This window comes from Tellurirhabdus rosea (assembly GCF_026278345.1).
Taxonomy (GTDB): domain Bacteria; phylum Bacteroidota; class Bacteroidia; order Cytophagales; family Spirosomataceae; genus Tellurirhabdus; species Tellurirhabdus rosea.
On sequence record NZ_CP111085.1, the window covers coordinates 2,045,302 to 2,072,204 of the forward strand.

Below are 26,903 nucleotides of genomic sequence, written 5' to 3' on the forward strand. Positions count from 1 at the left end.
AAGGCTTTTATTTTACAACGCCTACCAGTTCCTTTACCAGCCGGTCGGCTTTGTAAATGTACCGCATGGCCGCCACCATCGCGCCGGTATGGACCGAAATGGCCCGGTTGCGGTCCGGGACAAAAATAAAGCTGCCGGGCAGGCTCTCCATATTCCCGTCAAAGACCAGACCCACGGCCTCCCGGTTGCGGTTGATCATCGGACTCCCGGAGTTTCCTCCAATAATATCGTTTGTCGAAATGAAATTCATCGGCTGGCGCAGCAGCGACAACGGCGGATTTTTCCAGCGGGCGGGCAGATTCCACGGATACCGGTCGCTAAACGAATAATTCCGCTCGTACATGCCGGCAAAGGTCGTCTGAATCGGCGCGATGGTGCCGTTGTACGGATAACTGCGGACAATGCCGTCGTTGATGCGGAGCGAGAAGGTAGCGTCGGGAGGGATGGTGGTGCCGTACACATCGTACAACAGCCGCCCCAGATTGCCCCGCAGGACTTCAAGCTGCTCCTCACCTCCCTGTAAATTTCCGGCGGCTTCCTGAAAACGCGGGGCCGCAATCCGGGCCAGTTGCAGCAGCGGGTCGTTGCTGGCGGCAATGCCCGTTGCGCCTTTGGTTAGCAGATCGCTGACCACAGCGGCGTCCATTAATTTGGTGTTCTGCATCAGGTAAGCGGCGGCTTCGCGGGGATTTCGACCGTTCAGCGCCGCTTTTACGTAGGCATCGTCCGGCCCCAGCGCGGCTCGTGCTTCTGTCAGATGGGCGGCCAGAAAAGCTTCTTCCAGCGAACGTGACATCAGCTTCGGCACTTCCAGCAGCCCCCGGATGCGGTCCGCCTGCGCCGGGTTGGTGGCCGCCGACTGGGCATACAACTGCATCAGCTGAGCAAATGCCAGCAATTCGCCCCGCACAATTCCGGTCGGATTGAACAGGGAAGCATCCCGGAAATACTTCCGCTGGTTGGTTACGTTGGCGGCAATGTCGTCCCAGAGACGCAGCCGGTCGGTCAGGTTCTTGGCCCGGACATCCATCCTGAACTGACGTTCAAAGGCGGCTTTTCGGGCCATCAGATACGGGTCGCGCAAACCGTCGAGTTGACCCTGCGTGGCTTTGAGGCTGTTTTCCAGACTGAATATCTGATTTTGAATGCTGTCGTTTTTAGCCGTGGCATTGTAGGCCGCCAGCGCGTCGGCCCGGTTGCGGTACACCTGTACCTGATACGGAATGGACAAATCCCGGTCGAATTCCAGTTCGGCCACCGTTTTCAGCCGCTCCGTGCTGCCCGGATTGCCGATGACAAAAATCGGGTCGCCTTCCTTCAGCCCGTTCGTATTGAATTTGAAGTAGTGCGTCGTCCGAAGCGGCTTGCCGTTGTCGTACACCCGGAAAAACGAGCAGTCGAGGTTGTAACGCGGATACGTGAAGTTATCGTAATCACCGCCGAAGAAGCCGAGCTGCAGTTCGGGCATGAATACCAGCCGCACGTCGTTGTACCGCTTGAAGCCATAGAGCGAATAGCGGCCACCGTTATAGAACGTGATCGTCTGCAATTCCAGCCCCTTCCAGCCTTCCCGGTTAGCGTATTCGGCTTTGATTTTTTCAAATTCCTGCTCCCGGCGGCCCAGTTGCTCGGCTTCCGAACCGGTGCCCATGGCCGTCTGCACCCGGGCGGTGATGTCCTCCAGCCGCAACAGTTGGTCCACGTACAGACCGGGTACCTTGCGCTCCTCGGCGAGGGTTTTGGCGTAAAAGCCGCTATTGTTGAGGTCTTCGCCTTTTCGCTGCACACCCGTACCGGATTCCCGGGCGCAGTGGTGGTTGGTCATCACCAGTCCGTCGGGCGAGACAAACGAGGCGGAGCAGTAGGAAGCGAACCGCAGCGAGGCCAGCCGGGATTCTTCAAACCATTTGTCGTCGGGGGTGAAGTTGTAGGTCCTGCGGAAATAGTCCTTCGGCGGGTTGTCGAAGGTCCACATCTTGCCCATGTCGTAGGGGCCGGCTTTGACGGTATCCGCGTTGGGTGTGGCGTTGGTCTGCGCCCAGCCGAGCGGCACCGCTCCGAGTAGCAGAACAGCAAGCAGAATTCTTTTCATGCAGGGTCGGTAGTTTTTAACAATACTATTCAAATCGAAAAACAAATGCCATTTCTCGGAGAAATGGCATTTGTTTTTCGATTTGAATCAGCCCATTTCGTTTCCCACCACATATTGTGTCGGCTCTTTTTCCGGTTCCTCCTTTCGGACAAACGGCCGAATGATGAGGCGCGTGCCCCGTTCGTAAGTGAAGAAACGGTAAATCCAGTTGCTGAGTACGATCAGCTTGCTGCGGAAGCCGATCAGGTAATAAATGTGGATAAACAGCCAGATAACCCAGGCCAGAAACCCGCCCAGATGGATGTTACCGGGCAGGTCGGCCACGGCCCGGTTGCGGCCGATGATGGCCAGCGAGCCTTTGTCGAGGTACTCGAACGGCTCCATTTTTTCGTTCTTCAGCAGGCGACGCAGGTTTTTGGCGAGGTGCTTTCCCTGCTGAATCGCCGGCTGGGCTACGCCCGGATGCCCGTTCGGGAATTTCTCGGTTTTCATCATCGCCACGTCGCCGATGGCATAAATCTCCGGATAGCCCTTCACCTGATTGAATTCGTTGACCAGAATCCGGCCCCGTTCGACCGTTTCGGCGGGAATGCCTTCCACCAGCGCACCCGAGACGCCCGCCGCCCAGATGAGCGTGTGGGCCGGAATGGTTTCCCCGGTTTTCAGCTTGACGAGCTGCCCGTCGTAGGTGTCCACCAGCGTTTTGAGCTTAATGGCGATTCCCATGCTGTCGAGGTACTTGTGCGTTTTTTCACTGGCTTCGGGCGACATCGGCGGCAGCACCCGGTCCATTCCCTCAATGAGGTAGATGTTCATTTTGCTGAAATCCAGACCCGGATAATCGCCCGGCAGTACGTGCTTGCGCATCTCGGCCAGCGACCCCGCCAGTTCCACGCCCGTCGGACCGGCCCCGACAATGACGAAATTCAGGAGGCTTTGCCGGGTATCCGGGTCTTTGGTGATGCTGGCCTGCTCGAACGATTGCAGCAGCTGCGACCGCAGATTCAGCGCCTCCGGAACGGTCTTCAGCGGAAATGAGTATTTCTGCACTTCCTTGTTTCCGAAGAAGTTCGGCTTGGTACCGGTCGCGATGACCAGGTGATCGTACCGCAGTTCCCCGATCAGGGTCTGGACCGTTTTCGCCGCCGGATTCACGCCCGTCACCCGCACGAGGCGGAAATGGAAATCTTCGTAGTCCTCGTCGAACATCTTCCGGAGAGGTTCGGCAATGGCGTCCGGTTCGAGGCCCGCGGTTGCGACCTGATAGAGCAGCGGCCAGAAGCCGTGGTAGTTCTGTTTGTCAAACATAACCACCTGAAAATCGCGGCCGTTGAGCCGTTTGGCCAGGTTGATTCCGCCAAACCCGCCGCCGATGATGACGACCCGGGGTTTGTTGGTTTCGGGTATATTCAGTGAAAGTTTATCGAATTTGAGCATAATGGCAGACCAATAATGCGGATAGAAACTTGTTTCCTTACCTATTTACCCGATTTATCCGCTTTTGTTTCAGGACATTGACCGTTTATCCAAAAAAGTAATAAAAAGGGGTCCGGGCGGTCTATTTTCCAACCCTTACATACGAATTGAGCTCTTTACTCGTACCATATCCGAAGCCTCGCTCCCTTTTATGAAGTATCTTTTCCTGCTTGCCCTTTTTCTTTTCTTTATTCCTGATAACGCCCGTGCCCAGCCTCCCGGACAGCGTTTTACCGTCAGCGGGTACGTGCGCGAGACCAGTAGTGAAGAGGCCCTCATCGGCGTCAGCGTCCGGATTCCGGGCACTTCCATCGGGACCACGACCAATACCTATGGCTTTTATTCCCTGACGCTGCCCGCCCGCGACAGTCTGACGCTGGCGTTTTCGTTTGTAGGGTACGAAACGGTCCTGCAATCGCTTTCTCTGCAAAAAAACCGGGAGTTGTCCGTTCACCTGACGGCGGGGCGGGTGCTGACGGAGGTGGTCGTGAGCGGGAGCCGCAACGAGGAAAAGGTCAGCGAAACGCCGCAGATGAGCCAGATTGACGTGCCGGTGGCGCAAATCCGGAAGATTCCGGCGCTGATGGGCGAAAAAGACGTTCTTAAAGTCCTGCAACTGATGCCCGGTGTGCAGAAAGGCTCGGAAGGCAGTACCGGCATCTATGTGCGCGGCGGCGGACCCGACCAGAACCTGATTATTCTCGACGACGCCATTGTCTACAACGCCAACCATCTGTTTGGCTTTTTCTCGGTTTTCAACGGAGATGCCCTCAAAAGCGTCGAACTGACCAAAGGCGGCTTCCCGGCCCGGTTTGGCGGACGGCTTTCGTCGGTGATAGAACTGAACCTGAAAGACGGCAACAAGGAACGCCTGCATGGCGAAGGCGGCGGCGGACTGATTGCCTCCCGGCTGACGCTGGAAGGGCCGTTGCGTTTCAAAAAAGGGCAGCCCGCCCGGTCTTCGTTCCTCATCTCCGGCCGCCGGACGTACCTCGACTTTGTCGCCCGGCCGATCATCAAAAAGCAGTCCGACGGGCAGGTGCTGGCGGGTTATTACTTCTACGATCTCAATGCCAAGGTCAATTACGACTTTGGCCCGAAGAACAAACTCTACCTCAGCGGGTATTTCGGCCGCGACCGGTTTTACGTCCGCGACCGGCAGGAAGGAGTCAACATCGGCATCAACTGGGGCAACGCTACCGGCACGCTTCGCTGGAATCACCTGTTTTCGCAGCGGCTGTTTTCGAACCTATCCCTGATTTTCAGTGATTACAAATTTGGCATTGAATCGGATGAGCAGAACGGCCTCGGCCAGGATGCGTTTTCGCTGCGGTACTCGTCCGGCATCCGTGATTTTTCCCTGAAGTACGATGTGGATTTCTACCCCAGCCCGCAGCACTCGCTGCGCTTCGGGGTGCAAAGCCTTTACCACCGGTTTACGCCCAGCGCCATTGTGCTGAAAAATACGGACATCAACCAGTTTCGGACGGCTATCGACGCCATCAACGTGCTGGAATCGGGCATCTACGCCGAGGATACCTGGAAACCGACGGACCGCTGGCGCTTCAACGGCGGGCTTCGCCTGAGCCATTTTGTGCACCGGAACGTCAACTACTTCCGGCCTGAGCCCCGGTTGTCGGGGGCCTTTCGGCTCAACCCGGACCTGTCGCTGAAGGCTTCTTACGCGCTGATGAACCAGTACGTACACCTGCTGTCGAACACCGGCATCGGCCTGCCGACGGACCTTTGGGTCCCGACCACAGACCGCATCAAGCCCCAGCAATCGGAGCAGCTCGCCGCCGGGCTGGCCAAAGACTTTACCAAAAGCGGCCTGACGCTGACGGTGGAAGGTTATTACAAGACAATGAACAACATCATCAACTACCGGGAAGGCGCCAGTTTTCTGCTGATCAACGACCCGAATTCTGCCGACAAAGTAAGCTGGGAAGACAACGTCACGACGGGTCGCGGCTGGTCGTATGGCGCCGAAATGCTGCTGCAGAAGAAAGTGGGCCGGTTTTCGGGCTGGGCCGGCTACACGCTTTCCTGGACGCAGTGGCAGTTTCCGGAGCTGAATTTCGGCCAGAAGTTTTATCCGCGCTACGACCGCCGCCACGACATTTCGCTGGTGGGTATTTACGAACTAAGCCCGCGCATTACGCTTTCCGGGACCTGGGTGTACGGCACCGGACAGGCCCTGACCGTTCCGACCGGGCAGTTTCGGGCCTACCGGCACCTGCCGCTTCGGGACCCGTATTTCGGCGGCTCGCCTGCTCCCGGCCTGGATAATGGCGATCAGGTCAACGAATACGGCACGCAGAAAAACAGCTTCCGGGCCGAACCTTATCACCGCATGGACCTGAGCATTCAGTTTCATAAAAAGAAAAAATACCACGAGCGCACCTGGGAACTGAGCGTGTATAACCTGTACAACCGCCGCAATCCGTTCTTCTATGACCTCGACCTAAAGGAACAGGGGGCCAACCAGCCGTTGAAGACGGTTCTGTACCGGTATTCGGTTTTCCCCGTCGTGCCTTCGCTTAGCTACCTCTTTAAGTTCTGATTCCGATGAAAAAGTATATTTATCCTCTTTTGGTGCTTCTGCTGGGAGCCTGCGACAGCCTCCGGCAGGAAGTGGACCCCAGTTATCTGACCAAAGAGCCAGAAAAACTGGTCGTGATGAGCTTTATTTCGCCGCAGGATACGATGCTGAGGGCGGTCGTTTCCCTTTCCCGGCCCGTATTGGGAGAAGAATCAAACGGCTTTCGGTTTGTCGCCAACGCGACCCTGACGATTTCCGACGGCAGCCGGGAAGCGACGTTCCAGCAGAATTCCAGCCAGAATGCGGCCCAGCTGTTTTATTTTGTTCGGACCAAAGACTTCCCGATTCAGGCGGGGCGGACCTACACCCTCACGGTCCGGGCACCCGACGGCCGCCAGGTGACGGCCCGCACGACGGTTCCGGCTCCGGTAACTCCGCAGGACCTGCTGCTGGACTCGACGCAGACTTTCCGGGATGGGCGGCGAAGCAAAGAGTATTTTGTGCGGCTGCGGTGGAATGACCCGACCGGAAGCGCCAATTATTACCGGGTCGCCGGTCTGTTTCGTTACCGGCCCGCCAGTCCGGCGCAGGCCGCACGCGCGGAGAACCTGATTAACTTCTCCCGGAACGAGGAAACCCGCGATCTCGTGGACGACCGGCAGAACGACGGCCAGCTGCTGATTTCCAGCCGGGGCTTTTTCCTGATGGGAACAACCGGCACGTCAACTACTTTCCGGCAGATTCTGGATACGTTTCGGGAGGCTTCCTTTTCGGTTGACCTGCTCCACACGGACGAGAACTATTACCGGTATCACGAAGCGGTGACGCGGCAGAACCAGACGGGCGGCAATCCTTTTGCCGAGCCGGTCCTGATTCCGAGCAGTATCAACGGAGGGCTGGGCTGTTTTGGCTCCTACAACCGGACCAATCTGCCGTTGAGGCTGAAATAAAACAGCAAGGCCGTGAGCGTCTGAACACCCACGGCCTTGCTTTTCGGCTTCTATCACACTACGCGCTCTGCGTGTTGCTGTTCATGACTTCGGTCTGCTTCCGGATCGATTCCATGTGGATGATTTTGTAGATCTCCTCCACGAGTTCGGGGTACAGGCCCATTTTCTTGCCCAGTTTGGCGCGGCTTTCGTGAACCTCTTTCCAACGCTCGGGCTGGAAAACAGTCACGTTGTTGTCGCGCTTGTACTCGGCCAGTTTTTCGACCAGCGCCATCCGGGCACCGAGCATTTCGATCAGCTGACGGTCTACGTTGTCGATTTTCTGACGGATCTGCTCCAGGGCGCCTTTGAATTCCAGGTTGGCCGAATCAACGTGGCGAATCTGGAGGTGGTCGAGCATTTCGCCGAACGCGGCGGGCGTCAACTGCTGGGCCGCGTCGCTCCAGGCGTTGTCCGGATCGATATGCGATTCGACAATGAGGCCGTCGTAGTTGAGGTCCATCGACATCTGGGCCAGTTCCTGCAGGTATGCCCGTTTCCCGGCCATGTGGCTCGGGTCGCCGATGATCGGCAGGTTCGGGAACATATCTTTCAGTTCGATGGCCATCTGCCACATCGGGATGTTGCGGTACTTGCTCGCTTCACCCGTTGAGAAGCCCCGGTGAATAGCTCCCAGCTTGGAAATACCGGATCCGGCAATCCGCTCAAAGGCACCGACCCAGAGGGCCAGGTCCGGATTCACGGGGTTTTTCACCAGCACGGGCACATCTACACCCCGGAGGGCATCGGCGATTTCCTGAACGTTAAACGGGTTTACGGTCGTGCGGGCACCAACCCACAGGATATCCACTCCGTATTTCAGGGCCAGTTCAATATGCTCGGGGGTAGCGACTTCTACGGCAAACGGCAGACCGGTTTCTTCCTTGGCCCGCTGAATCCAGGGCAGAGCCTTCTCTCCCATTCCTTCAAAGCTGCCCGGCCGGGTGCGCGGTTTCCAGACACCCGCCCGGATGACGTGCACGGCATTCAGCTGTGCCAGTTGGCGGGCCGTTTCCACTAATTGCTCCTCCGTCTCGGCGCTGCACGGTCCTGCGATAATCAGAGGCTTGCCATTGGTCTCAATCCAGCTATTCAGCGGCAGGACATCCAAACTCGGCTTCATAGGCGTACGTAATTCAGGTTACTACTAAAAATCTATAGGGAACTATTTGTACACTTTTTTTGGTATTCTCTGGGGGGAAATTGCTGAATTACAGCTAAATTTGCGCCCCTGAATTGCACCACAACAAACCAGTTGCTAAACAAGTTTATAGATTGTGGACTGTTTTCCGAAAACAATCGATAACTTTCGGCCACTTACGTCGGTGCCCAGACGCTAACCATGTCAAACCGAAGCAAATCTTCTATGATTACGTCCGACCCACGGACTGCTGCCAAGTCAGCTTCCGTCTCTTTTGAGGACACGTCCATTGCCTTCGCTTCCCAGTCAGACCGGAAACTTCGTAAAACGTATTGGCTGTTTGCGTTGATGAATCAAGGATGGCTGGTAAATATAGGGACTTTTTTTATAAAATTGGCCCTTCGCCTCCATCTGCCAATCAAAAAAATCATAAAAGGCACAATTTTCGAACAATTCTGCGGCGGCGAGACCATTGAGGATTGCGAAAAAACAATCAAGTCTCTCGACAAAGCGCATATCGGAACCATCCTCGATTACTCGGTGGAAGGCGAAGATGACGAGAAGAGTTTTGACCTGACCGTTACCGAAATTCTCCGGACCATCGACCGGGCCAAAGGAGCTACCGAAATTCCGTTCTCCGTTTTCAAAGTAACGGGAATCGGCTCGGCGGACCTGCTGGAGCGGGTCCAGAGCAGCAACAGCCTGACGGACGAAGACAAGGCCGCTTACGAACGCGTACGCCAGCGGATGGATAAGCTCTGCCGCCACGCCCACGACCGGAATGTCCGCATTTTTGTGGACGCCGAGGAAAGCTGGTTCCAGGACACCATCGACTCCCTGACTTACGAAATGATGGCCCGCTACAATCGGCAGCGGTGTATCGTCTACAACACCTACCAGCTTTACCGCTGGGAAAGCCTGATTCACCTGAAGACCGAAACGGAGAACGCCCGCAAAAACGGTTATCTGCTCGGGGCCAAGCTCGTCCGGGGCGCCTACATCGAAAAGGAACGCATCCGTTCGCACGAGGAAGAATACCAGGACCCCATTCACCCGACCAAGGAAGATACGGACCGCGATTTCAACCTGGCCATCGATTTCTGTCTGGAAAACCGGGACGTCGTTTCGATTTGTCTGGGAACGCACAACGAATACAGCTGTCAGTACTGCACCGAACAGATGAAAAAGCTGAGTATTGCTCCCAACGATCCGCACATCTGGTTTGCGCAGCTGCTGGGCATGAGTGATAACATTTCGTTCAATCTGGCCAGCGCCGGTTACAATGTGGCCAAATACGTCCCCTACGGCCCGGTAGAGGCGGTTATGCCGTATCTGTTCCGCCGGGCTGACGAAAACAAGTCGATCGCCGGGCAGACGAGCCGCGAGTTTCTGCTGGTTCGCAGTGAGCTGAAACGCCGCCGGGGATGTTAGTCGGCTGCGCATGGCAACAAAATTTAATTCAGGCAGTTAGTCAATAAAAGTGCCGGTTCCGATAAAGGAAGCAGCCCGGTTGGTCCCCTGACAGTATGACCAACCGGGCTTTTTGCTATTTTTGCAGAATATGGTTAAGAAAAGTCCGCTGAAATTTTTCGTACTCTGTCTGGCGCTTATCCTGCTGGACCAGGCCGTTAAGCTCTGGATGCATTTTTATGTCCAGCCTAACATCATCGGCCTGATTGGCAACTGGCTGAAACTGCAGTATGTATTGAATCCCGGGATGGCCTTCGGCATGCAGCTGGGCCACGAATACGGAAAGCTGATGCTGAGCATGTTCCGGCTGCTGGCAATGGGCGGTATCACCTGGTACCTCGTCCATCTGGCCCGGCGCGGCGCGCCGGACGGACTGCTCTGGGCCATGTCCATGATTCTGGCGGGCGCAGTCGGTAACGTCATCGACAGTACGTTCTACGGCGTGCTGCTCAACAATGCTCCTTACGACGCCCCAACGCCCTGGTTCCACGGACAGGTGATCGACATGATCTATTTCGATCTGTGGGAAGGCATACTGCCCGACTGGCTGCCGGTCTTCGGAGGCAGTTATTTTTCGATGCCGATTTTCAACATTGCCGACTCCTGCATTTTTGTCGGCGTTTGCATTATTCTCTTTTTCCAGAGCCGCTTTTTCCACGAAGAACACGAGGACGAAGGGTTGCTGCAGGATGAGCCGAACGCCAACGAAGCGGCTGTGCTGCCCGCCGCGGAGATGGACGCCGAATTCCCGGCCGACCAGCCGAACGAAAACACCAGCAGCACTCCGGAAGCGGACCCCAACACCGGTCTGGAAAATAACCCGCGTTTTTAAGCGGTCTCAAACAACAAAAAAGCCCGCCGGTTTGAACCGGCGGGCTTTTTTGGTTAAGTCGCAGGCCTACTGGGTTTCTTCCAGCGGCGCAAAATCCTTGAATGTCCGCTTGATGGCCTTATCGGTGGCTTCTTTCTTGTTCTCCCAGCCGGCGTCCAGTTCCAAAGCAACGAGTCCCGACAGGCTCAGCGATTGTTTGAACTCGTCCAGTTTCCGGATAAACTCGCGGTCACGGCGGGCGGAGCGGAGGGCAAATTCACGGGCAAAGAAATCGCCTTTGTTCTGAATCTCGCTCTTTTTGTTCATTACGTAATTAAAGCGGTCGAGCAGGTCTTTCATGGATTTGCCGATAACCTCCGTCGCTTCGAGAGTGCCCATGGTCATAACGGCCGTGCCGCCAACGGCCGAGACGTAGCGCAGATTCGTCTGCACGTTCGTATTCTTGTTGTTGGCCGCAATGGTAGGAGCCACGCCCGTCACGGCGCCCAGCGAAGCGTTGACCATCGAGCGGTTCCGCTTGCCCTTTTTGGCCTTGCGGTAACTCTTTTTTAGTTCTTCTTCTTTTTCCTGAAGCTGGGTCAGCAGGTTCCAGGCGCTGACGATCGCCTGCCGGTACTGCCCGTACAGATAGCGGTCGCGCTCCATGTCGTTTATCGTATTCTGGATGGTAAACGTGAGCCGCTTTTCTTCGCGGTTCTGCGCCTTGTCCAGGGCAAAAAACACCATCTGAAAGCTGAGCGTATCCAGCGGGTCTTTTACAAAATCGTAGCCAGGCGTCCAGATAAACTCATACTGATTCTGGGTGTTCTTCACCAAGGCGGATTTGGGCACGCGCTGGTCTTCCGACACCAGATCGAAGGCGGAAATATCGTCGTCGCCGTTGGGGTCGGTCAGGTAGAATTTGAGGTTAACGGTGCCGTTTTCCTTGATGCGGATGCGGGTATCTTTTGGAATGAGGGAAATTTCAGGCGGCAGGTCCATGGACGTCACCTCGACCTTCAGCCGTCCTTTGGTCCGGGCTTTGGCGGGTTGGTCTTCGACCCAGAACTCAATGTAAAGCGGCTGGCTTTTCAGTTTGTTGAACTGGTTGAGGGACAATTGCCAGGTCAGTTCCCCCTGGGCCGAAAGCTTGGAGCCTTCCGGCATCTGGTCCGTGATGGGAATGAACACCAGCGGGTCACCGTCTTCGTCCTTTACCAGCGCCGGGTCCATTTTGTAGGTGTTCAGCGTTTTGTAACGGACGTAGAAGGGCCGCAACTCGCCAACTATGGGCGGGCGGTTGACGTGCTGGACTTTGAACTCCACCTGCTGGGTAGCCCTGTCTCCCTGCGTATTGCGGACCTCAAAAAGTATCCCGATGGTCTTTGTGGTGTTGGGACGCTCGGCCAGGTCGTAGCTGGGAGTCCAGACGAAATGCCCGGTCGAATCGAGATTCATGCCTTCCACGCGACCTTCCGCAATGCTATAACTCAATGAATCTGTCTTGGCACCGACCGCTTTCAGATGCACGTCAATGGTACGCCCTTCCGACACGGTTGTCCAGCCGGCCTGCTGCGGTAAAACAATCTGAAGTCCTTTTGTTTCCTGTGCGTTACTTGTGTTTCCCAATAATAATAGCCCTGCAGCAATGCCTATTCCTATCGCTTTCCGCATGATGAGTAAGCTAACCGTTGATTTAAAATGGTAACGTAAAAGTAAGGGATAGATTTTATGAAATCTGTACTATGCCGTTAGAATGTCTGATAATGCCAACAGAGAGGCTAAAAAAGTTGCACTTTTCTCACTTAACATATTATCAAAACAAAAGAGCCACCCGGTATACGGGCGGCTCTCTCACAAACATTCAGTTCATGATTAGTTCTTCTTCGGCGTCGTTGCCCCGGTCTTGGGAGCGGGGGCGGCGGGCCGGTTGGCCGCTCCACCCTGCTGGGCCGGAGCCGCGGCAGCGGGCTGAGCCGACGGCGGCGTCACACCCATTTTCTTGAACACCAGTTCGGTAATATCCGACTCCTTGGTTGCGTACAGCAGGATCGGCGTGGTGCCCGTACCCGCGTCCAGATTGAAGACGTGCGTGTACCCGTTCTCTTTGGCAACGGCATCAATGTTCGTCTGGATTTTCTGCAGCACTGGGTTCACCAGCTGGGTGTACTTCTTCTGCAGCGACTCTTCCGAATTACGCTGGAACTCCTGAATCTGCTGCTGCAGGTTTTGCAACTCTTTTTCGCGGTCCGCCCGGATTACGTCGGTCATGGTAGCAGCACCTTTCTCGTACGTAGCCAGTTTGTCCTGGAATTCCTTCACTTTAGCATTGTATGCGTTCTCCAGTTGGGTGCGCTGGATGCCGAGCTGGTTCTGAATGTCCTTGCTTTCCGGCATGTTACCCAGGATATAATCAATATTGGTGTAGCCAATCTTAATTGCAGTCGCGGCGGGTGTAGCGGCAGAAACCGGCTGTTGAGCCTGTGCCTGCGCGTTGCCTGCTCCTACCATCAACCCTGCTGCCAGGGCAGCCAGAATGAGTTTATTCTTCATTCGATTCGTAAGTTATTTAGGTTTTTGCGTTGTTTTTGTGTTCGGTTTCGGAGCGTTGTCGGTTGTTGCCGTTGGGGCACTGGCCGCCGCGTCTGCCGTACTGCTTCGTTGTCTCTGGTCCGTTCCCAGACCAAGCTCCTCCATCACATAATCCGTATAATCGTGACGGGGGTCGGTATAGAGCATCACAAAATCACTGGCTTTATCAAACATAAAGTTCAGCTTCTTCAGGATAGCTACTTTCTCGATAGCCCGGTTGACTTCGTCCATTACGGGCTTCATCAATTCCTTTTTCTTCTGAAACAACAGGCCTTCGTACCCAAAGACCTTGTTGTTATATTCGCGTGCTTCACGCTCTTTGTCCGAAAGGACCCGGAGGCGTTCCCGCTTCATCTCGTCGGTCAGCAGGATTTCTTCCGCCTGGTAGGCTTTCTGCAGCCGGTCGATCTCCGTGTACTTATCCTGAATGTCCTTCGACCATTTATCCGCAAACCGGTCTACTTCCGTCAACGCCTTCTGGTACGCGGGCATCTTTCCGGTGATAAACTCTGTGTCGACGTACCCAAACTTCTGGGCCTGTGCCGGTCCCACTACGGTAAGGAAACACAAAGTTACTAAAAACAACAGTTTCTTCATATTAGCCGGTTGGTTTTTCCGCAAAGCCAGGGAGAACAATCGTCTGATAATCAATAACGTCTTTCTGAGTCGCGGCGTTCCCGCTTACAACGAAAAGAGGCCCCGGTTCGTATTAAATTGTGCTTAAATCGGCCCTCCCCCCCGTCACCGGCTGCAGGCCCTGACAGGGTTTTCCGTACCAGATTCAGGCTATCCGAATCCTGTCAGAGCTTGTTGCCGCTGACAGGGTGAAGCCGTGGCCGAGAGTCGTTTCTTGGAACAAAAACCGGCCGGTGGGTTTAAACACCGGCCGGTTTTTTTAACGAATCTGCTGACCAATCGTGAAGTGGAACTGACCGCCTGGCTGGTTCCGCTGCGCACCCGGATTCGGGTCGAAACCGTAGCCGTAGTCAATCCCGATCAGACCGAACGCAGGCATGAAAATCCGGGCTCCGAAACCGGCCGACCGCTTCAGATCAAACGGGTTGAAATTCTTGAAGCTGCCCCAGTTGTTTCCGGCTTCGAGGAAGCCCAGGACAAAGATCGTCGCCGACGGGTTCAGCGATACCGGGTATCGCAGTTCCATCACGTATTTGTTATAGGCGATACCGCCCCGCTGGCGCTCGTTAGCCGAGGGCAGAATGCCCGGACGGCCCGTGTATACGCTGCGGTCGTCGTAGCCGCGGAGACCGATGATGTCCTGCGCCAGGGCAAACATCCCCGTACCGGCCAGACCGGAACCACCCAGCACAAAACGCTCGAACGGGCTGAAATCCGTACTCGGGCCGTAGCGGCCGAGGAAGCCCATGTGGGCGCGGGCGTTCAGCACCAGTTTACCCGTTACGGTTGCAAACCAGCTCGCATCAAACATCCACTTGTGGTATTCTACCCAGCGGAAACGCTTGTTGAGGTCGGTCGGCTGCGGACCATTCCGGAACAGGGAGTACGGCGGCGTCAGCGACCCGCTCAGCGAGAACGACGAACCACCCCGCGGGAACTGTGGATTGTCGATGCTGTTCCGCGACAGGGTCGTGTTGAACAGGAAGCTGTTTGAAATCCCGTTGTTGAACTCCTGGCCCGTTTCTGGATCGGAGATGTAGAACAGGTTCAGGTTGTTCAGCCCGTAGCGCTGGAACGTCAGCGCGTGGCTCAGCGTGAAGTAGTCGTCGGGGAACCGCAGGCGGCGACCCAGTGACAGCGACATCATCGTGTTGGAGTACGACCCGAAAGCCGTTGCGTTCCGGAGCGAACTTCCCCGCGAGTAAATGTCGAACTGGTTGAACTGCTGGAATACGGTATGGCTCAGCGCAACCGAGAAGGCGTTCGGCCGACGGCCGCCCAGCCAGGGCTCCGTAAACGTCAGCGAATACGTCTGGAACTGCCGACCGTTTGCCTGGAAGCGCAGGGCCAGTTTCTGCCCGTCGCCCGCCGGCAGCGGTTTCCACGCGCTCAGGTTGCCAATGTTCTTGGCCGAGAAGTTGTTGAACACCAGACCCAGCGTCCCGACGAAGCCGACGAAACCACCCCAGCCACCGGAAAGCTCAATCTGGTCCGACGGTTTTTCTTCCACCGTGTACTCGATGTCCACCGTTCCGTCCGGCTGCGGAACCGGGTTGATGCCGATTTTTTCGGGGTCAAAGTAGCCGAGCGTGGCCAGTTCGCGCTGCGTCCGGATGATGTCCGTTTTGCTGAACTTCTGCCCCGGCAGCGTCCGGATTTCCCGGAGCACGACGTGGTCACTCGTCTTCGTGTTGCCGTTCAGGATGATGCGGTTGATGGTCGCCTGCTTTCCTTCGAAAATCCGGAACTCGATGTCGATGGAATCGCCTTCGACGCTCTTGATGACATCATCAGCGCTGAAGTACAGGTAACCGCGGTCCATGTACGCCGAACTCAGGTCACCACCCGGGTTGCCGTTCTTTTTCTTTTCGATATCTTCCTTGCTGTAGATATCGCCTTTCTTAAGACCCAGAATCTGCGTCAGCTGCTCGTCGGTGTAAAGGTAGTTGCCCTCCCAGTCGATGGAACGCACGTAGTATTTCGGTCCTTCCTCGATGTTCATGATGATGTTCACGCTCTTGCTGTCGTGTGCATACACCGAGTCGAAGGTGATGGTGGCGTCGCGGTAGCCTTCCTTGTTGTAGAAGTCAAGCACCTTCTGTTTGTCTTCCTCGAACTTTTTCGGGATAAACTTGGAAGGCGTAAACAGGCGGCCGAAGCGGGACTCCTTGGTGCCTTTCATCTTCATCCGGACTTTGTCCTCTTCCAGTTGCTCACGGCCCCGGATGTCGATGTCGTTAATCTTTACTTTCGAGCCTTTGTCGATGAGCACCCGCATCGTCGCGTAGTTGCGGGCGCTGTCAGTGGAGACGGTATTGATGCGGACCTTCGTGTTCAGGTAGCCTTTTTCGACAAAGAACTTCCGGACACTAAGCTGGGTGTTCTTGATGATCGTGCTGGATACCAGACGGCCGAGGTTCAGTTTGACCTTGTCTTTCAGGGCGTCCTGTTCGCCTTTCCGGATACCCAGAAATTCAACTTTGTAGAGGCGCGGCTGTTCGCGGATTTCCACGTTCAGGAAGACCTGGCTGCCGTCGATGCGGGTGGCGAGGAATTCGGCGGTTTCGAGCAGGCCCGACCGCATGAGTTTGTTGATGGCACTCGCCACGGCCTCGCCCGGAATCCGGATTTTGTCGCCCACCTTCAGGCCGGTCAGCGAAAGCAGCGAGTTGGGGTCCAGGTATTTGTTGCCTGTGACCGTCAGGCCGGCGATTTCGTATTCTTTCGGGTTTGCCGGGTCGAAAACCTCAGTAGCCGGAGCCGGTGTGCTTCCCGCGCCGACTCCTACGCCGATGCCCGGCCGAACCTGCGCCTGCAGGGTAACCGAAGCCAGAACAACCGCAAGGAAAAGACCCGTTGCGGTGGTTCGGCGAATACCTGATAAAAAGATGTTTTTCAAAGGATTACCTATCGGTTTCATATTTACCCTGTAACTCGGAACAGAAGACCCCTGGTTCCCGCAAAGGGTTGCAAATCGTACCCCGTAAAGGACGGGATTCTTCCGGGAAACGTTGCGGATTACTTGACCAACTGTTCGCTGATTTTGCCAAACCGCCGTTCACGGCCCTGATAGGTCAGTACGGCCTCCCAGAGGTGCGGTTTCCGGAAATCCGGCCAGAACACGTCGTTGATGATGTACAACTCGGCATACGCCAGTTGCCAGAGCATAAAGTTGCTGATGCGATGGTCGCCGCCCGTCCGGATCATCAGATCCACGTCGGGAATGCCTTCGGTAGCCAGCGCCTGGTTGATGGTGTCTTCGTCAATCTGCTCGGGCGACAGCAGGCCGGCTTTTACCTGCGCGGCGATTTTGCGCGTGGCCTCCACGAGGTCCCATTTTCCGCTGTAGCTCAGCGCCAGAATCAGGTTCAGCCCCGTGTTGTTCTCCGTCAGCCGCATGGCCTCGTCGAGTTCATTGCGGCACGAGCCCGGCAGTGTCTTGGTATCACCGATGGTCGACAGGCGCACGTTGTTTTCCATCAGCGTCGGGATTTCGGCCCGGATGGTATGCACCAGCAGTTGCATCAGGGCGTCGATCTCCAGCTTCGGACGACCCCAGTTTTCGGTTGAAAAAGTGTAGAGCGTCAGGTGTTTCACGCCCAGTTCCGCACAGCCCTCTGTAACTTCCCTGACGGCCTTAATGGCATTCCGGTGACCAAATACCCGCGCAGCGCCCTTTTGTTTTGCCCAGCGTCCGTTTCCGTCCATAATAACGGCAATGTGTCGGGGCAGATTGCTCAGGTCAATGAGTTCTTTCATTCAGCCGGATTCGTTTTTAACAAAAATTAACAAAATAGGCCCGCTCTGGCAGGGCCGTTCAGAATCAGACTGCAAGTTACGAAAAAATAGGGATTGAAGGACCAGCGGATTGGGGGGCCGGCGTTCTTTCGGAAATTTATTCGAATTATCTTTTTTTTGAAAACCATTCGTCAACGGGTGGTCCGGCTTCCCCCAGCGGTTTTTTCCTATTTTGACGGGTATGATAACCATTCGATTCGCGACCCCCGAGGACGCACCGGCCCTGCTGGCCATTTATGCGCCTTACATCACCGATTCTATCATTTCGTTTGAGTACGAGGTGCCGGACCTGGCCGACTTTACCGGCCGGATCGAGGCCATCCGGCAGCAGTTTCCTTATCTGGTCGCCGAATCGGAAGGGCGGTTGCTCGGGTATGCCTACGCGGCCCGGCATAACGAACGGAGCGCCTACCAATGGTCGGCCAACACCTCGGTGTACATCCATCAGGACTGGCACCGCCGGGGCATCGCCCGGACCCTGTACGCCCGGCTGCTCGACCTGCTGCGGGCGCAGGGGTACTGCAACGCGTTTGCCGGGATTACCCTCCCGAACGAAAAGAGCGAAGCCTTTCACCAGTCGATGGGCTTCGAACGTATCGGCACGTATAGCAATACCGGCTTCAAGTTCGGGGCCTGGCACAGCGTAGCGTGGTTTCAGCTGGTCCTGCAGCCTTACCCGCCCAGCCCGGCGCCGCCGGTGCCCATCGGCGCACTCGCTCTTAAAAGTGCCTGAGCTACAGCTCCAGCAGCGTTTTCAGGTTGTCATGGTAGGCGCTACCGGTCTGTAACTGCGTGTTCTTTTTGTCCCGCAGACCGACTAGATATTTGCCGTTGAAATACCGCTGAATTTCCCGGACCTGGCGGCTGTTGATGAGCGTGGAACGGCTGATGCGCAGAAACGTGTCCGGCAGTTTTTCCTCCAGGGTCGTGATGGTGTAGGTGGTCAAGTACTGCTGCCCGTCCGTCGTGTGCAGCAGCACGTATTTGTCTTCCGCTTCAAAATAGGCAATGTCGGTCAGCGGAATGATCAGGATGCGGTCGCCGGACTTGACCGAAATCGATTGCAGTTCTTTTTTGGGTTTAAGCAGTTCGAGCAGGTGGCGGAGGTCGGGCGTCACTGTCGCCGGGGCCTGCCGGGAGTGGCGAATGCGTTCAATGGTTTTTGCCAGTCGTTCGGGCTCGATGGGCTTGAGCAGGTAATCCACCGAATTTTCCTCAAACGCCCGCACGGCGTACTCGTCGTAAGCCGTTGCGAAAACGACCATCGGCAGGTACGTCAGTTTCGAAAGCATTTCGAAGCCGTTCAGCCCCGGCATTTCGATGTCCAGAAAGACCAGTTCCGGCCGCAGCGATTCCACGGCCGTCAGCCCCTCGGCCCCGTTGGCCGCCTCGCCGACAATGGTAAAGGTATCCGGGTAAGCCGACAGCAAACGCCGCAGCCGACTGATGGCCAGCGGCTCGTCGTCGACGAGAAGGGTGCGTAGTGGGGTTTCCATGAGTGGATTTCTGAACCGGAATTACACAGATTCAGGGATTAATCAGGATTTGTCAGCCTGAGCTGACTGTTAAGGATTTAATAACCGAAGTGATGCATCCGGCTTTGGCCGGACGGGCGGGTCTGAACTAGTCGGCATAAGCGACTTTCTGGCCGCTTACCTCCTCCAGCCGGTCGGCTTTGATTTTGATACTAATTTCTTTTTTGGGCTGGTTGTGCACTTCCAGACGGGCGTCGTCGCCGTACAGCAGGCGCAGTTTGTCCTGGATGCTCTGTAGCCCGTAGCCCGCCACCAGCTGCTCCGGAAAAAGCGGTCCGTTGTCATGAATGCAAAGGGCCAGCCAGCCGTCTTCCCGCCCGATGCGCAGGATGATTCCGCCCGGTCCGGCCAGTTTGGAGATGCCGTGCTTGATGGCGTTTTCAACCAGCGGCTGAAGCAGAAACTGGGGAATGGGGCAGGTTTTGAGGCGGTCGTCCGTCAAGTCAATGCGGTAGGTCAGGCGGTCGCCGAAACGGACCTGCTCCACGTCCAGATAGGTCCGCACCATTTCCAGTTCGTTTTCGATGGAATTGAAATACTGGTTCTTGACCCCGGTTGTGTACCGGAACAGTTTGGAAAGCAGCAGCACCATGCGTTCGGCCCGGTCGGGTTCGTCGTGCACGAGGCTGGCGATGGAGTTGAGGGCGTTGTACAGAAAATGCGGGTTGATCCGGGCCTGCAGGGCGTCCAGTTCCGCCCGGGTCTTGAGCTGTTCCAGCTGAATCAGCCGGAATTCCTGCTCGGTGAGTTTCGTATCAATCTGCTGGCCCTGCCGCTGAAAGTAATAAAACAGATTGCAGACAATCAGAGGGCCGATCATGTACAGCATCCAGGGCGCGTCGGTCTGGTTGTAATCCGGATACTTGCTCCGGATTTCGCCGATCAGCTCACGGCCCCCTATCGCCAGAAATACGACCGTTTGCAGCGTCATCCAGGCCAGCACGATCAGGCCCGACAGGATCAGGTGCCGTTTGAGAACGCCCTTGCTCACCCGGTTCAGCCACGGACTGAGCAGACTCGTCAGGAGCGCCGAAGCGGCCCCGGCGACAAGGTTCTGCTGCACGATGTACGTGTTCATCTGGACCAGCAGCGGCTCCTTCATTGTCATGATCTGATTGCTGAAATAGATGACGCCGCTGGTGCCGTACATGATCAGCGCACCAAACAGCATGGCCATCAGCACACCCGGCCCGGTACGCTGACGCAGCAATTGCGTCAGCGTCAGGGGGTCCGGCTGGTTATTTTTATTCGCGTTGCGGTTCATCAGTGCAGGCTTATTTCGCGCACTTGCCCAAGAGGGGTTCTATGTTTTTCTGTCCCCAGTTCGGATGCAGTTCGCTGGCAGGCTTAAAGGTAGCAAATTTTTCGCTGGCCTGAGTCAGCAGCGGACAGGCCGCCGACAGCCCACCGCCGAACTGTTCGGGCGTATGGTAAAGCGACGAGCCGTGCAGCACGTAAGGCCGCGGATTGGCAGGATTCAGGGCTTTGGCTTCTCCAATCGCCTCCTCGAAGGCCGGGCCGTAGGTCTGCCAGCGGTTCATGGGGTCCACCACCATCCGGGCCTGGGCGATGTAGGCCTTCAGGACACTCAGTTCGTCGTTTTTGGGCGAAATGCCTTCCGCCTCTTTCAGAAACCGGTCGGCCTGGTCCAGATAACGGTCTTTCTCGGCGGCATCTTTTCCCATAAATCCGGCATAAACATACAGCAGACCGGCGTAATAGCGCGGCAGCCATTCCTTCGCTTCGGCCTGGGCAATGCGCTCAAACTGGTTGGCCGTCGCCAGCATTTCCGGCAGGGGCGTCTTCTGACTCTGGGTTTTCATGGTTTCGAGAGCGGCAGTCATGGCCTCTTTGTAGGCCGCCGACTGGGCGAAAAGCGAAGGAGTTGCCAGCAGCAGGGCGGCGAAGAGCAGGATGGTTTTCATGGTTTTGATGGATTGAATGGCTGAATAGTTGGATGGTTGAATTAGAGGTCGTTGGTGTTCAGCTTTGCTTTTTTCGACAGCATGATCATACCACCGACGAAGAAACTGCGGTACGATTGCGGCCCGACGGCGTACCGGATTTTACCCGGCCGCCCCTCCGCATCGGGCGCAAACCGGTAGGTGAACACGTTGCGGGTATTGAGCAGGTTGTCGACCGAGGCGTACAGCACCAGCAGATTGCCGCCCAGCCGGGTAAGGTGACTGGCCGAGAAACTGAGGTTATGCACGGCGGGCGTCCGGTCGGCCAGAAAGCGGTCGTGGTTCGGATTGTAGTAGGGCCGTCCGCTCGTGAAGGTGTACGTCAGGCCCATGCTGGTCTGGATTTTGGTGAAAAACCGCTTTCCGATGACGCTCAGGTTGTGCTTCGAGGCAAAGGTCGGGGTCGCCGGTTCGAGGTACTGGCTGAAAAGCCGCCGGGTGTCCACAAAACTGTACGTAACCCAGTAATCCAGCCCCTTCACGGTTTTCTGATCCCGCCAGAACAGGTCAAACCCTTTGGCGTAGCCGAAGCCGGAATTGTCGGTGCGCCCCCAGGGAAAGCGGTACGGATTGGCGTCGAACCCGGCTTCTTCGCCCGGCCGGGCCGTAAACTCCCGGACCAGCTGGTTATATTCTTTGTAAAACGATTCAATGCGGAACGTCCGGCCGTTTTTGATCACCTGAAAATTCAGAATCAGGTGGTCGGCCTTCTCGTAGTTCAGGGCTGTGTTGCGGTACAGATAGCGGTAATCGGGTGTCTGGTAAAACCGTCCGGCGGCGAGGGAAACCTGGCTGAAAGCTCCGGTTTTGTAGGCCAGCGAAAGCCGGGGAGCCAGATTCAGCCGACCCAGAAGCGACGAATACTCGGCCCGCACGCCCAGCCGCCCCGCCAGTTTTCGGCTCAGGTAAATGTCCGATTCCACAAACGACGCCCCGTAGGTTTCGCGCAGGGCGTACCGGGTGCCGCCGACGGCCGACTCCAGCTTCAGCTGGTGCATTTCGGCTCCAAACAGGAGCGAATGGTTGCCCGGCAGCAGGCGCGTCAGTACCAAACGGCCCTGCGTCCGCTCGTCGAAACGGCCGACATCCTGGCCGCTGAAAGTCATGTCGTCCGTGTTGCGGCTGTAGGAAAGGCCCGTGCTCAGCAGCCAGCGGCCTTCGTCCCAGCTATCGGTGTACGTGCTGGTCGCAAACGCATTCCCGTTCCGCTGGTCGATTTCCGTGCGATTCGACTCGGCGGAAGGGTCCCGAAACACCATTCCCAGATGACTGCCGGAATACATGCCGTAAAACTTCAGCAGCCCGTTGCGGGTCGGCCTGAGCCGGTAGGTCAGCGACGAGCCCGTGAACTCCGGCTCCCGGGTCCAGACGACATTTTGCCGGACCAGCGCAAAGAGCGGCCTCAGATTTCCGTAGTACAGCGAACCGGATACGGAGGCTTTTTCCCCGGCATGGTCGTAGCTCAGTGCGGCGCTCGCCAGGTTCAGGCTGAGGCTCAAGCCGTTGTTATTCGTTTTGTCCACCGTATTCAGCAGCAGCACCGACGACAGCGCCTGCCCGTACTGGGCCGAGTAGCCGCCCGTACTGAACGACGTTCCCTTGAACATAAATGGCTGAAAGCGTCCGCGCTGCTGGACATCCGGCAGGGAGCTGAAAAACGGATTCTGCACAATCATGCCGTCGATAACCACCTTCGTTTCCAGACCGGAGCCGCCCCGGACAAACAGCCCTTCCTGTTCGCCCACCCGCTGGGCACCCGGCAGCAGATTCATGGCGGCGGTGATGTCGGCCTGCGCTCCGGCCGTCGTGACGATGTCGAGCGGCTTGAGCATGGTCATTTTCCGTTCGTCGCTAGCTTCGAAGGCGCCCGCCGTGATCACGACCGTGTTCAGTTCGCTGGCCACTTCCTCCAGCCGGACGCTGACAACTGTCTCCGGCGGAGTGAGCGTGAGTTTCCGGGTATGGGGTTCGTAGCCCACGAACGTCACGACCAGCGTAGAGGTGTCGCGGCGGGTGGTCCGGAAGCGGAAGATTCCGGTGCTGTCGGCATTGGCGCCGTCGTAGGTACCTTTGAGAAAGACGTTGGCTCCCGGCAGGGCGCGGCCCCGGCTGTCGGTGACGCGCCCGCTTACGGTGGTTTGGGCGTAGGCGGCCTGACCAAGCAGGAGCAGAAGGAGTAACCGTTGCATCGATAAGAGCTGTTTACTGTTCGGATGCTTCAAAAGTATCCGGCAGGCAGGCAAACAGACAGTTCTTTCCGACGAAAGCGGGGTTTAATTGGGGCAGACTTCAAAAAAAAGCGGATAAAAATAAAGTGAATCGACCCGACGAAAACTCCTTTTCGCGTTTCCCTCCATGTCAAAATCCGGAAATGACGGACCAAATCCGTAAAAATCGTATCAGTTTAGTTACATAATAGAACTATAAATATAGTTTTTAGCCGCTAAATATTTTTTAAGTCAATTTTTGTAAACTATTTTTATAGTTAAACATTTAAACAATATATTCGTTTAAAATTTAGCGTTACACTTCTTAAAAGAATATAGATAATGGTTGCGGAGAATTTTCATACGTTAACGCTCAAGGAGCAGTTACACTACGTTTTCGAACACGGATCGCTTATTTCGACGACTTCGGACGCCGACTCAGCGGTTTCTTTATATCATCTGGATGGCGATCTGGCGGAGTTACACTACCGCATCAATCATAACTATTCATTTGGCCTTTGGGAGATTCAAACGATCAATCTCCTTTCGGAGCGGTCGCACCAGACCGACTGTTTCGACAAGTACCTCGACAGCATTAACCTCAGCGCACTGCTTGCCGCTTAAAATGAATCGTGGCACGACTATAGGGTCGTGCCACGAAGAAAATGCCAGGGCCTGAAAGTTCTTTTTGGGCCAGAAACGTTGTGGCACGACCGACCGTCGTGCCACAACTCGTTAAAGCTCCTTCAACACCAGTTTCTTCCACCGGACCTTGATTCCGCCCCCATCGTGAATCTGCAGCGCCACAGACCCGTTGGCCGCCCCGATTTTCGCGTCGTGCAAATCCACCATGGCATTGCCGTTCAGCCAGGTCTGCACGTGGTCGCCTTCCACCCGGATGCGCAGGGTGTTCCAGTCGCCCGGCTTCAGGAATTTTTCTTTTTCGTCGGGTATCTGCACCATCCAGCCGCGGCCATACGATTCGTAGATTCCGCCGGTGTCCTTTCCCTGCGGAGCTACCTCGACCTGCCAGCCGCTGATTTTCGTCCCTTCGATGGTGGAGCGGAAAAACACGCCGCTGTTTCCGTTGGCCTCCTGTTTGAACTGCAGGGAAAGATCAAAATCTTTGTAAAACTTGTCGGTCGCCAGATAGCCGTAGCCTTTGTCCGGCCCGCTCTCGCAGAGCAGTTCGCCCTCTTCGACATACCATTTCTCCGTGCCGTAAACCTTCCAGCCTGTCAAATCTTTTCCGTTGAAAAGTTTTACTTTGGCCATGGGCGCGGTAAAGCTCATGAAAGCCAGCAGACCGACAACAACCAATGCTTTTTTCATTTTTGTGGGGTTAGTGCTTGTTTTTTTCTTTGAAAACCAGAAACGAGGACCTAAACTTTGTTTAATGAAATTTAAATTTCATTAAACAAAGTTTACTTTTGTGCGTTTGATAAGCAGCAAAGCTATCCGGTTTTTGCTCAATTTATAAAAGCCAATTGTCACCATCCAACTAATCACCCTCCATGAAAAATCGTTTTTCAGTCCTGGCTACGCTGCGTAAGGTCGCACTGGCGACAGCCACGGTTTTAGCTTTCCTCTCCGTTACCGGATGCGACAACGATGATGATGCAACGCCCAAAGCCATTACGGACATTGTCGTAGAAGACGCCAACTTCTCGATTCTGGAAGCGGCCGTTATCCGCGCCGGTCTGGGCGATGCGCTTCGCTCCGGCACCCTGACAGTCTTCGCGCCGACCGATGCGGCCTTCCGGGCCTATGGTGTGGCGGATGCCGCCGCCGTGGCCGCCCTGCCGGTCGATGCCGTGCGCGGTATTCTGCAATATCACGTCCTCAACAGCCGGGTTGCGGCCGCCGACATTCCGGCCAATGCCAGCAACACGGCCACGCGGACGCTGAGCAACCAGGACGTGTACATCACCAAAACCGGCACCAACGTGTTTGTGAACGGCGCTCAGGTGACCCAGGCCGACATTCAGGCTTCCAACGGCGTCATTCACGTCATCAATCAGGTGCTGGCTCCTCCCCCGGCGGCTCAGAACGGTAACATTCTGGGTGTTATCGCCAGCCTGCCGAACATGACCCTGGTGACCGCCGCCATCGCCCGCGTTGCCGCCGTTCCGGCCAATGCCGCCCTGGCAACGGCCCTGACCACCCAGCAGTTCACCGTTTTTGCCCCGAACGACGCTGCTTTTCAGGCGGCTGGTTATGCCAACGCCTCCGCAATTAGTACCGCTCCTATTGACGCCTTGCAGAGAATCCTGCTCAACCACGTAGTGCCGGGCCGCATCTACTCGAACAACCTCAGCACGGGTAACGTCACGTCTGCCGGCAATGGCACGCTGGCCGTAACCGTCGGCGGCAGCGGTGTCACCGTAAAAAGCAACGGCATTCCCACCGCCGCCAACGTCACCCGCGCCAACCAGACCGGCACCAACGGCGTCGTCCACGTGATCGACCGGGTGCTGGTGCCGTGATAGAATGACTGAATGATTGATTGACTGAATGACTGATTGCTGCGCTAATTTTAGACTTACGGAGCGGTTCAGTCATTCGGTCAATCAGTCATTCAGTCATTTTTCATTCCGCGTGAATTTTCCGTATTTTTTGTTCCACTTGCAACGGCCGCGCACCTTTTGGGGTCTAGGAAACGTTACGGTATTATTCACTCAAATCTGAAGTATGTTACTGAAGAATTACTGGGCAGCAGGAATTGCTCTCCTTTCCCTGACGCTTACCTCCTGTCTCAATAACGTAGATCCGGATGCCGGTAAGGCGGACGAAAACGACGCAACCATCAAGGAATACGTCACCAAGAATAACCTGACGGACAAAGCGAAGCCCACTACGTCGGGCCTTTATTATTATATCACGGCCCCGGTCAGCAATACAGCGGCCAAATCGCCCCGGTTGGGTGAAGAGGTTTCGTTTGCTTATGTGCTCTCGCTGCTGAATGGTCAGAGAGTAGACAGCGTTACGGTCACTCGCCCGGTTCAGATGCCTTTTGGAGTAGGTGCCGTGGTGCCGGGTCTGGAAGAAGGTCTGAGCCTGATGAAGGAAGGCGAAAAGGCGACCCTGCTGCTGCCGTATTACCTCGCATTCGGCAACGCTGACCGCAAGGATTCGACGGGCCGCGTGACCGTACCGGCTTATACGCCCGTCCGGTTCGACGTTCAGTTGCTCCGCTCCCGCTCGGAAGACCAGCAGATTGAAGACTACCTGGCAACCAATCCGTTCGGTACCAACAAGGTGGAACGTTTTGCGAGCGGGCTGCGGCTGGTGCGCAATTCCGCGACTCCCGGAGCGGGCGATGCTCTGCGGGGCGGCCAGACCGTAACGGTCAACTACTCCGGCAAACTGCTGCGGACGGGCAAGGAATTTGACAAAAACGACAAAGGCACCTTCCGCTTTACGCTTAACGGCAACACGATCATCCCGGGCTTCAACGAAGGGATTCTGAACATGAAAAAAGGCGAAAAAGCAACGCTGCTTATTCCCTCAACGGTGGCCTACGGCGCTCAGGGCAGCTACAACTCTTCGACGGGTGTGTATGTCATTCCTCCCTATGCCGTATTGCGCTTCGACGTCGAAGTGGTAGACGTACAGTAATCTATTTTAGCAAAAGCGGAAAGGCTGGGAAA

The 26,903-nt window shown here is 56.0% G+C and carries 21 protein-coding genes; 8 read left to right on the top strand and 13 right to left on the bottom strand.

The window, feature by feature from the left end; translation table 11 throughout:
- Window positions 1-7 precede the first annotated feature (7 nt).
- The gene (locus tag ORG26_RS08530) at window positions 8-2,092 is read right to left on the bottom strand and encodes a S46 family peptidase (RefSeq protein WP_266368436.1); all 2,085 of its coding nucleotides are present in this window, start codon (window positions 2,090-2,092) and stop codon (window positions 8-10) included.
- A gap of 87 nt (window positions 2,093-2,179) precedes the next feature.
- A complete protein-coding gene (locus ORG26_RS08535) occupies window positions 2,180-3,529 on the bottom strand; it encodes an NAD(P)/FAD-dependent oxidoreductase (RefSeq protein WP_266368438.1) in 1,350 nt (449 codons plus the stop codon).
- Window positions 3,530-3,719: 190 nt separating this feature from the next.
- Here ORG26_RS08535 and ORG26_RS08540 point away from each other — a divergent pair, with 190 nt between their 5' ends.
- Entirely contained in the window at window positions 3,720-6,131 is a 2,412-nt protein-coding gene (locus ORG26_RS08540; protein ID WP_266368439.1) for a TonB-dependent receptor, read from the top strand.
- 5 nt (window positions 6,132-6,136) lie between these two features.
- Window positions 6,137-7,060, top strand: coding sequence for a DUF4249 domain-containing protein (locus ORG26_RS08545; RefSeq protein WP_266368441.1), 924 nt, complete (start codon window positions 6,137-6,139; stop codon window positions 7,058-7,060).
- A 58-nt stretch (window positions 7,061-7,118) separates the two neighbouring features.
- Here the strand turns inward: ORG26_RS08545 and ORG26_RS08550 are convergent, their stop codons facing one another.
- Window positions 7,119-8,222, bottom strand: a complete 1,104-nt coding sequence (locus ORG26_RS08550; protein WP_266368443.1) for a chorismate mutase — start codon at window positions 8,220-8,222, stop codon at window positions 7,119-7,121.
- A 243-nt stretch (window positions 8,223-8,465) separates the two neighbouring features.
- Here ORG26_RS08550 and ORG26_RS08555 point away from each other — a divergent pair, with 243 nt between their 5' ends.
- Both ORG26_RS08555 and ORG26_RS08560 read left to right on the top strand, forming a co-directional pair.
- Window positions 8,466-9,671: a proline dehydrogenase family protein gene (locus ORG26_RS08555; RefSeq protein ID WP_266368445.1), complete on the top strand. Its 1,206-nt coding sequence runs from the start codon at window positions 8,466-8,468 to the stop codon at window positions 9,669-9,671.
- Window positions 9,672-9,801: 130 nt separating this feature from the next.
- Complete coding sequence (locus tag ORG26_RS08560) at window positions 9,802-10,542, top strand: lipoprotein signal peptidase (RefSeq protein WP_266368447.1); 741 nt, start codon at window positions 9,802-9,804, stop codon at window positions 10,540-10,542.
- Window positions 10,543-10,608: 66 nt separating this feature from the next.
- On the opposite strand, the gene ORG26_RS08565 is transcribed toward ORG26_RS08560, so the two are convergent.
- The 5 genes from ORG26_RS08565 to ORG26_RS08585 form a co-directional block, all read right to left on the bottom strand.
- Window positions 10,609-12,195 (bottom strand): hypothetical protein, encoded by a 1,587-nt coding sequence (locus ORG26_RS08565; RefSeq protein ID WP_266368449.1) that lies wholly within the window; start codon window positions 12,193-12,195, stop codon window positions 10,609-10,611.
- 201 nt (window positions 12,196-12,396) lie between these two features.
- The gene (locus ORG26_RS08570) at window positions 12,397-13,074 is read right to left on the bottom strand and encodes an OmpH/Skp family outer membrane protein (RefSeq protein WP_266368451.1); all 678 of its coding nucleotides are present in this window, start codon (window positions 13,072-13,074) and stop codon (window positions 12,397-12,399) included.
- 12 nt (window positions 13,075-13,086) lie between these two features.
- Window positions 13,087-13,710 carry an OmpH/Skp family outer membrane protein gene (locus ORG26_RS08575; protein ID WP_266368453.1) on the bottom strand — a complete coding sequence of 208 codons (624 nt, stop codon included), beginning with the start codon at window positions 13,708-13,710 and terminating at the stop codon, window positions 13,087-13,089.
- 298 nt (window positions 13,711-14,008) lie between these two features.
- Window positions 14,009-16,669, bottom strand: coding sequence for an outer membrane protein assembly factor BamA (gene bamA / locus ORG26_RS08580; protein ID WP_407704819.1), 2,661 nt, complete (start codon window positions 16,667-16,669; stop codon window positions 14,009-14,011).
- 98 nt (window positions 16,670-16,767) lie between these two features.
- On the bottom strand, window positions 16,768-17,508 hold the full coding sequence (locus ORG26_RS08585; protein ID WP_266368455.1) for an isoprenyl transferase: 741 nt from the start codon (window positions 17,506-17,508) through the stop codon (window positions 16,768-16,770).
- 220 nt (window positions 17,509-17,728) lie between these two features.
- Between ORG26_RS08585 and ORG26_RS08590 the strand changes: the two genes are divergently transcribed.
- The gene (locus tag ORG26_RS08590) at window positions 17,729-18,280 is read left to right on the top strand and encodes a GNAT family N-acetyltransferase (protein WP_266368457.1); all 552 of its coding nucleotides are present in this window, start codon (window positions 17,729-17,731) and stop codon (window positions 18,278-18,280) included.
- A 1-nt stretch (window position 18,281) separates the two neighbouring features.
- On the opposite strand, the gene ORG26_RS08595 is transcribed toward ORG26_RS08590, so the two are convergent.
- The 4 genes from ORG26_RS08595 to ORG26_RS08610 all read right to left on the bottom strand — a co-directional run bounded on the left by ORG26_RS08595 (window position 18,282) and on the right by ORG26_RS08610 (window position 23,235).
- On the bottom strand, window positions 18,282-19,043 hold the full coding sequence (locus ORG26_RS08595) for a LytR/AlgR family response regulator transcription factor (protein ID WP_266368458.1): 762 nt from the start codon (window positions 19,041-19,043) through the stop codon (window positions 18,282-18,284).
- A 127-nt stretch (window positions 19,044-19,170) separates the two neighbouring features.
- Entirely contained in the window at window positions 19,171-20,346 is a 1,176-nt protein-coding gene (locus ORG26_RS08600; RefSeq protein WP_266368460.1) for a sensor histidine kinase, read from the bottom strand.
- Window positions 20,347-20,356: 10 nt separating this feature from the next.
- Complete coding sequence (locus ORG26_RS08605) at window positions 20,357-21,007, bottom strand: hypothetical protein (protein ID WP_266368462.1); 651 nt, start codon at window positions 21,005-21,007, stop codon at window positions 20,357-20,359.
- A gap of 41 nt (window positions 21,008-21,048) precedes the next feature.
- Window positions 21,049-23,235 (bottom strand): TonB-dependent receptor, encoded by a 2,187-nt coding sequence (locus ORG26_RS08610; RefSeq protein ID WP_266368463.1) that lies wholly within the window; start codon window positions 23,233-23,235, stop codon window positions 21,049-21,051.
- 360 nt (window positions 23,236-23,595) lie between these two features.
- Here ORG26_RS08610 and ORG26_RS08615 point away from each other — a divergent pair, with 360 nt between their 5' ends.
- Window positions 23,596-23,877 (top strand): hypothetical protein, encoded by a 282-nt coding sequence (locus tag ORG26_RS08615; RefSeq protein ID WP_266368465.1) that lies wholly within the window; start codon window positions 23,596-23,598, stop codon window positions 23,875-23,877.
- 111 nt (window positions 23,878-23,988) lie between these two features.
- Here ORG26_RS08615 and ORG26_RS08620 read toward each other — a convergent pair whose 3' ends face one another.
- On the bottom strand, window positions 23,989-24,546 hold the full coding sequence (locus ORG26_RS08620) for a 3-keto-disaccharide hydrolase (protein ID WP_266369349.1): 558 nt from the start codon (window positions 24,544-24,546) through the stop codon (window positions 23,989-23,991).
- 221 nt (window positions 24,547-24,767) lie between these two features.
- Here ORG26_RS08620 and ORG26_RS08625 point away from each other — a divergent pair, with 221 nt between their 5' ends.
- Together ORG26_RS08625 and ORG26_RS08630 are read left to right on the top strand one after the other, a co-directional pair.
- Window positions 24,768-25,739 carry a fasciclin domain-containing protein gene (locus ORG26_RS08625; RefSeq protein WP_266368467.1) on the top strand — a complete coding sequence of 324 codons (972 nt, stop codon included), beginning with the start codon at window positions 24,768-24,770 and terminating at the stop codon, window positions 25,737-25,739.
- A gap of 205 nt (window positions 25,740-25,944) precedes the next feature.
- The gene (locus ORG26_RS08630; protein WP_266368469.1) at window positions 25,945-26,871 is read left to right on the top strand and encodes an FKBP-type peptidyl-prolyl cis-trans isomerase; all 927 of its coding nucleotides are present in this window, start codon (window positions 25,945-25,947) and stop codon (window positions 26,869-26,871) included.
- Window positions 26,872-26,903 lie beyond the last annotated feature (32 nt).

What these genes read in the sequence shown, in the direction of transcription:
- ORG26_RS08530 (WP_266368436.1), bottom strand. Translation starts at nt 2,092, where the DNA reads ATGAAAAGAATTCTGCTTGCTGTTCTGCTACTCGGAGCGGTGCCGCTC.
- ORG26_RS08535 (WP_266368438.1), bottom strand. Translation starts at nt 3,529, where the DNA reads ATGCTCAAATTCGATAAACTTTCACTGAATATACCCGAAACCAACAAA.
- ORG26_RS08540 (WP_266368439.1), top strand. Translation starts at nt 3,720, where the DNA reads ATGAAGTATCTTTTCCTGCTTGCCCTTTTTCTTTTCTTTATTCCTGAT.
- ORG26_RS08545 (WP_266368441.1), top strand. Translation starts at nt 6,137, where the DNA reads ATGAAAAAGTATATTTATCCTCTTTTGGTGCTTCTGCTGGGAGCCTGC.
- ORG26_RS08550 (WP_266368443.1), bottom strand. Translation starts at nt 8,222, where the DNA reads ATGAAGCCGAGTTTGGATGTCCTGCCGCTGAATAGCTGGATTGAGACC.
- ORG26_RS08555 (WP_266368445.1), top strand. Translation starts at nt 8,466, where the DNA reads ATGATTACGTCCGACCCACGGACTGCTGCCAAGTCAGCTTCCGTCTCT.
- ORG26_RS08560 (WP_266368447.1), top strand. Translation starts at nt 9,802, where the DNA reads ATGGTTAAGAAAAGTCCGCTGAAATTTTTCGTACTCTGTCTGGCGCTT.
- ORG26_RS08565 (WP_266368449.1), bottom strand. Translation starts at nt 12,195, where the DNA reads ATGCGGAAAGCGATAGGAATAGGCATTGCTGCAGGGCTATTATTATTG.
- ORG26_RS08570 (WP_266368451.1), bottom strand. Translation starts at nt 13,074, where the DNA reads ATGAAGAATAAACTCATTCTGGCTGCCCTGGCAGCAGGGTTGATGGTA.
- ORG26_RS08575 (WP_266368453.1), bottom strand. Translation starts at nt 13,710, where the DNA reads ATGAAGAAACTGTTGTTTTTAGTAACTTTGTGTTTCCTTACCGTAGTG.
- bamA (WP_407704819.1), bottom strand. Translation starts at nt 16,669, where the DNA reads ATGAAACCGATAGGTAATCCTTTGAAAAACATCTTTTTATCAGGTATT.
- ORG26_RS08585 (WP_266368455.1), bottom strand. Translation starts at nt 17,508, where the DNA reads ATGAAAGAACTCATTGACCTGAGCAATCTGCCCCGACACATTGCCGTT.
- ORG26_RS08590 (WP_266368457.1), top strand. Translation starts at nt 17,729, where the DNA reads ATGATAACCATTCGATTCGCGACCCCCGAGGACGCACCGGCCCTGCTG.
- ORG26_RS08595 (WP_266368458.1), bottom strand. Translation starts at nt 19,043, where the DNA reads ATGGAAACCCCACTACGCACCCTTCTCGTCGACGACGAGCCGCTGGCC.
- ORG26_RS08600 (WP_266368460.1), bottom strand. Translation starts at nt 20,346, where the DNA reads ATGAACCGCAACGCGAATAAAAATAACCAGCCGGACCCCCTGACGCTG.
- ORG26_RS08605 (WP_266368462.1), bottom strand. Translation starts at nt 21,007, where the DNA reads ATGAAAACCATCCTGCTCTTCGCCGCCCTGCTGCTGGCAACTCCTTCG.
- ORG26_RS08610 (WP_266368463.1), bottom strand. Translation starts at nt 23,235, where the DNA reads ATGCAACGGTTACTCCTTCTGCTCCTGCTTGGTCAGGCCGCCTACGCC.
- ORG26_RS08615 (WP_266368465.1), top strand. Translation starts at nt 23,596, where the DNA reads ATGGTTGCGGAGAATTTTCATACGTTAACGCTCAAGGAGCAGTTACAC.
- ORG26_RS08620 (WP_266369349.1), bottom strand. Translation starts at nt 24,546, where the DNA reads ATGAGCTTTACCGCGCCCATGGCCAAAGTAAAACTTTTCAACGGAAAA.
- ORG26_RS08625 (WP_266368467.1), top strand. Translation starts at nt 24,768, where the DNA reads ATGAAAAATCGTTTTTCAGTCCTGGCTACGCTGCGTAAGGTCGCACTG.
- ORG26_RS08630 (WP_266368469.1), top strand. Translation starts at nt 25,945, where the DNA reads ATGTTACTGAAGAATTACTGGGCAGCAGGAATTGCTCTCCTTTCCCTG.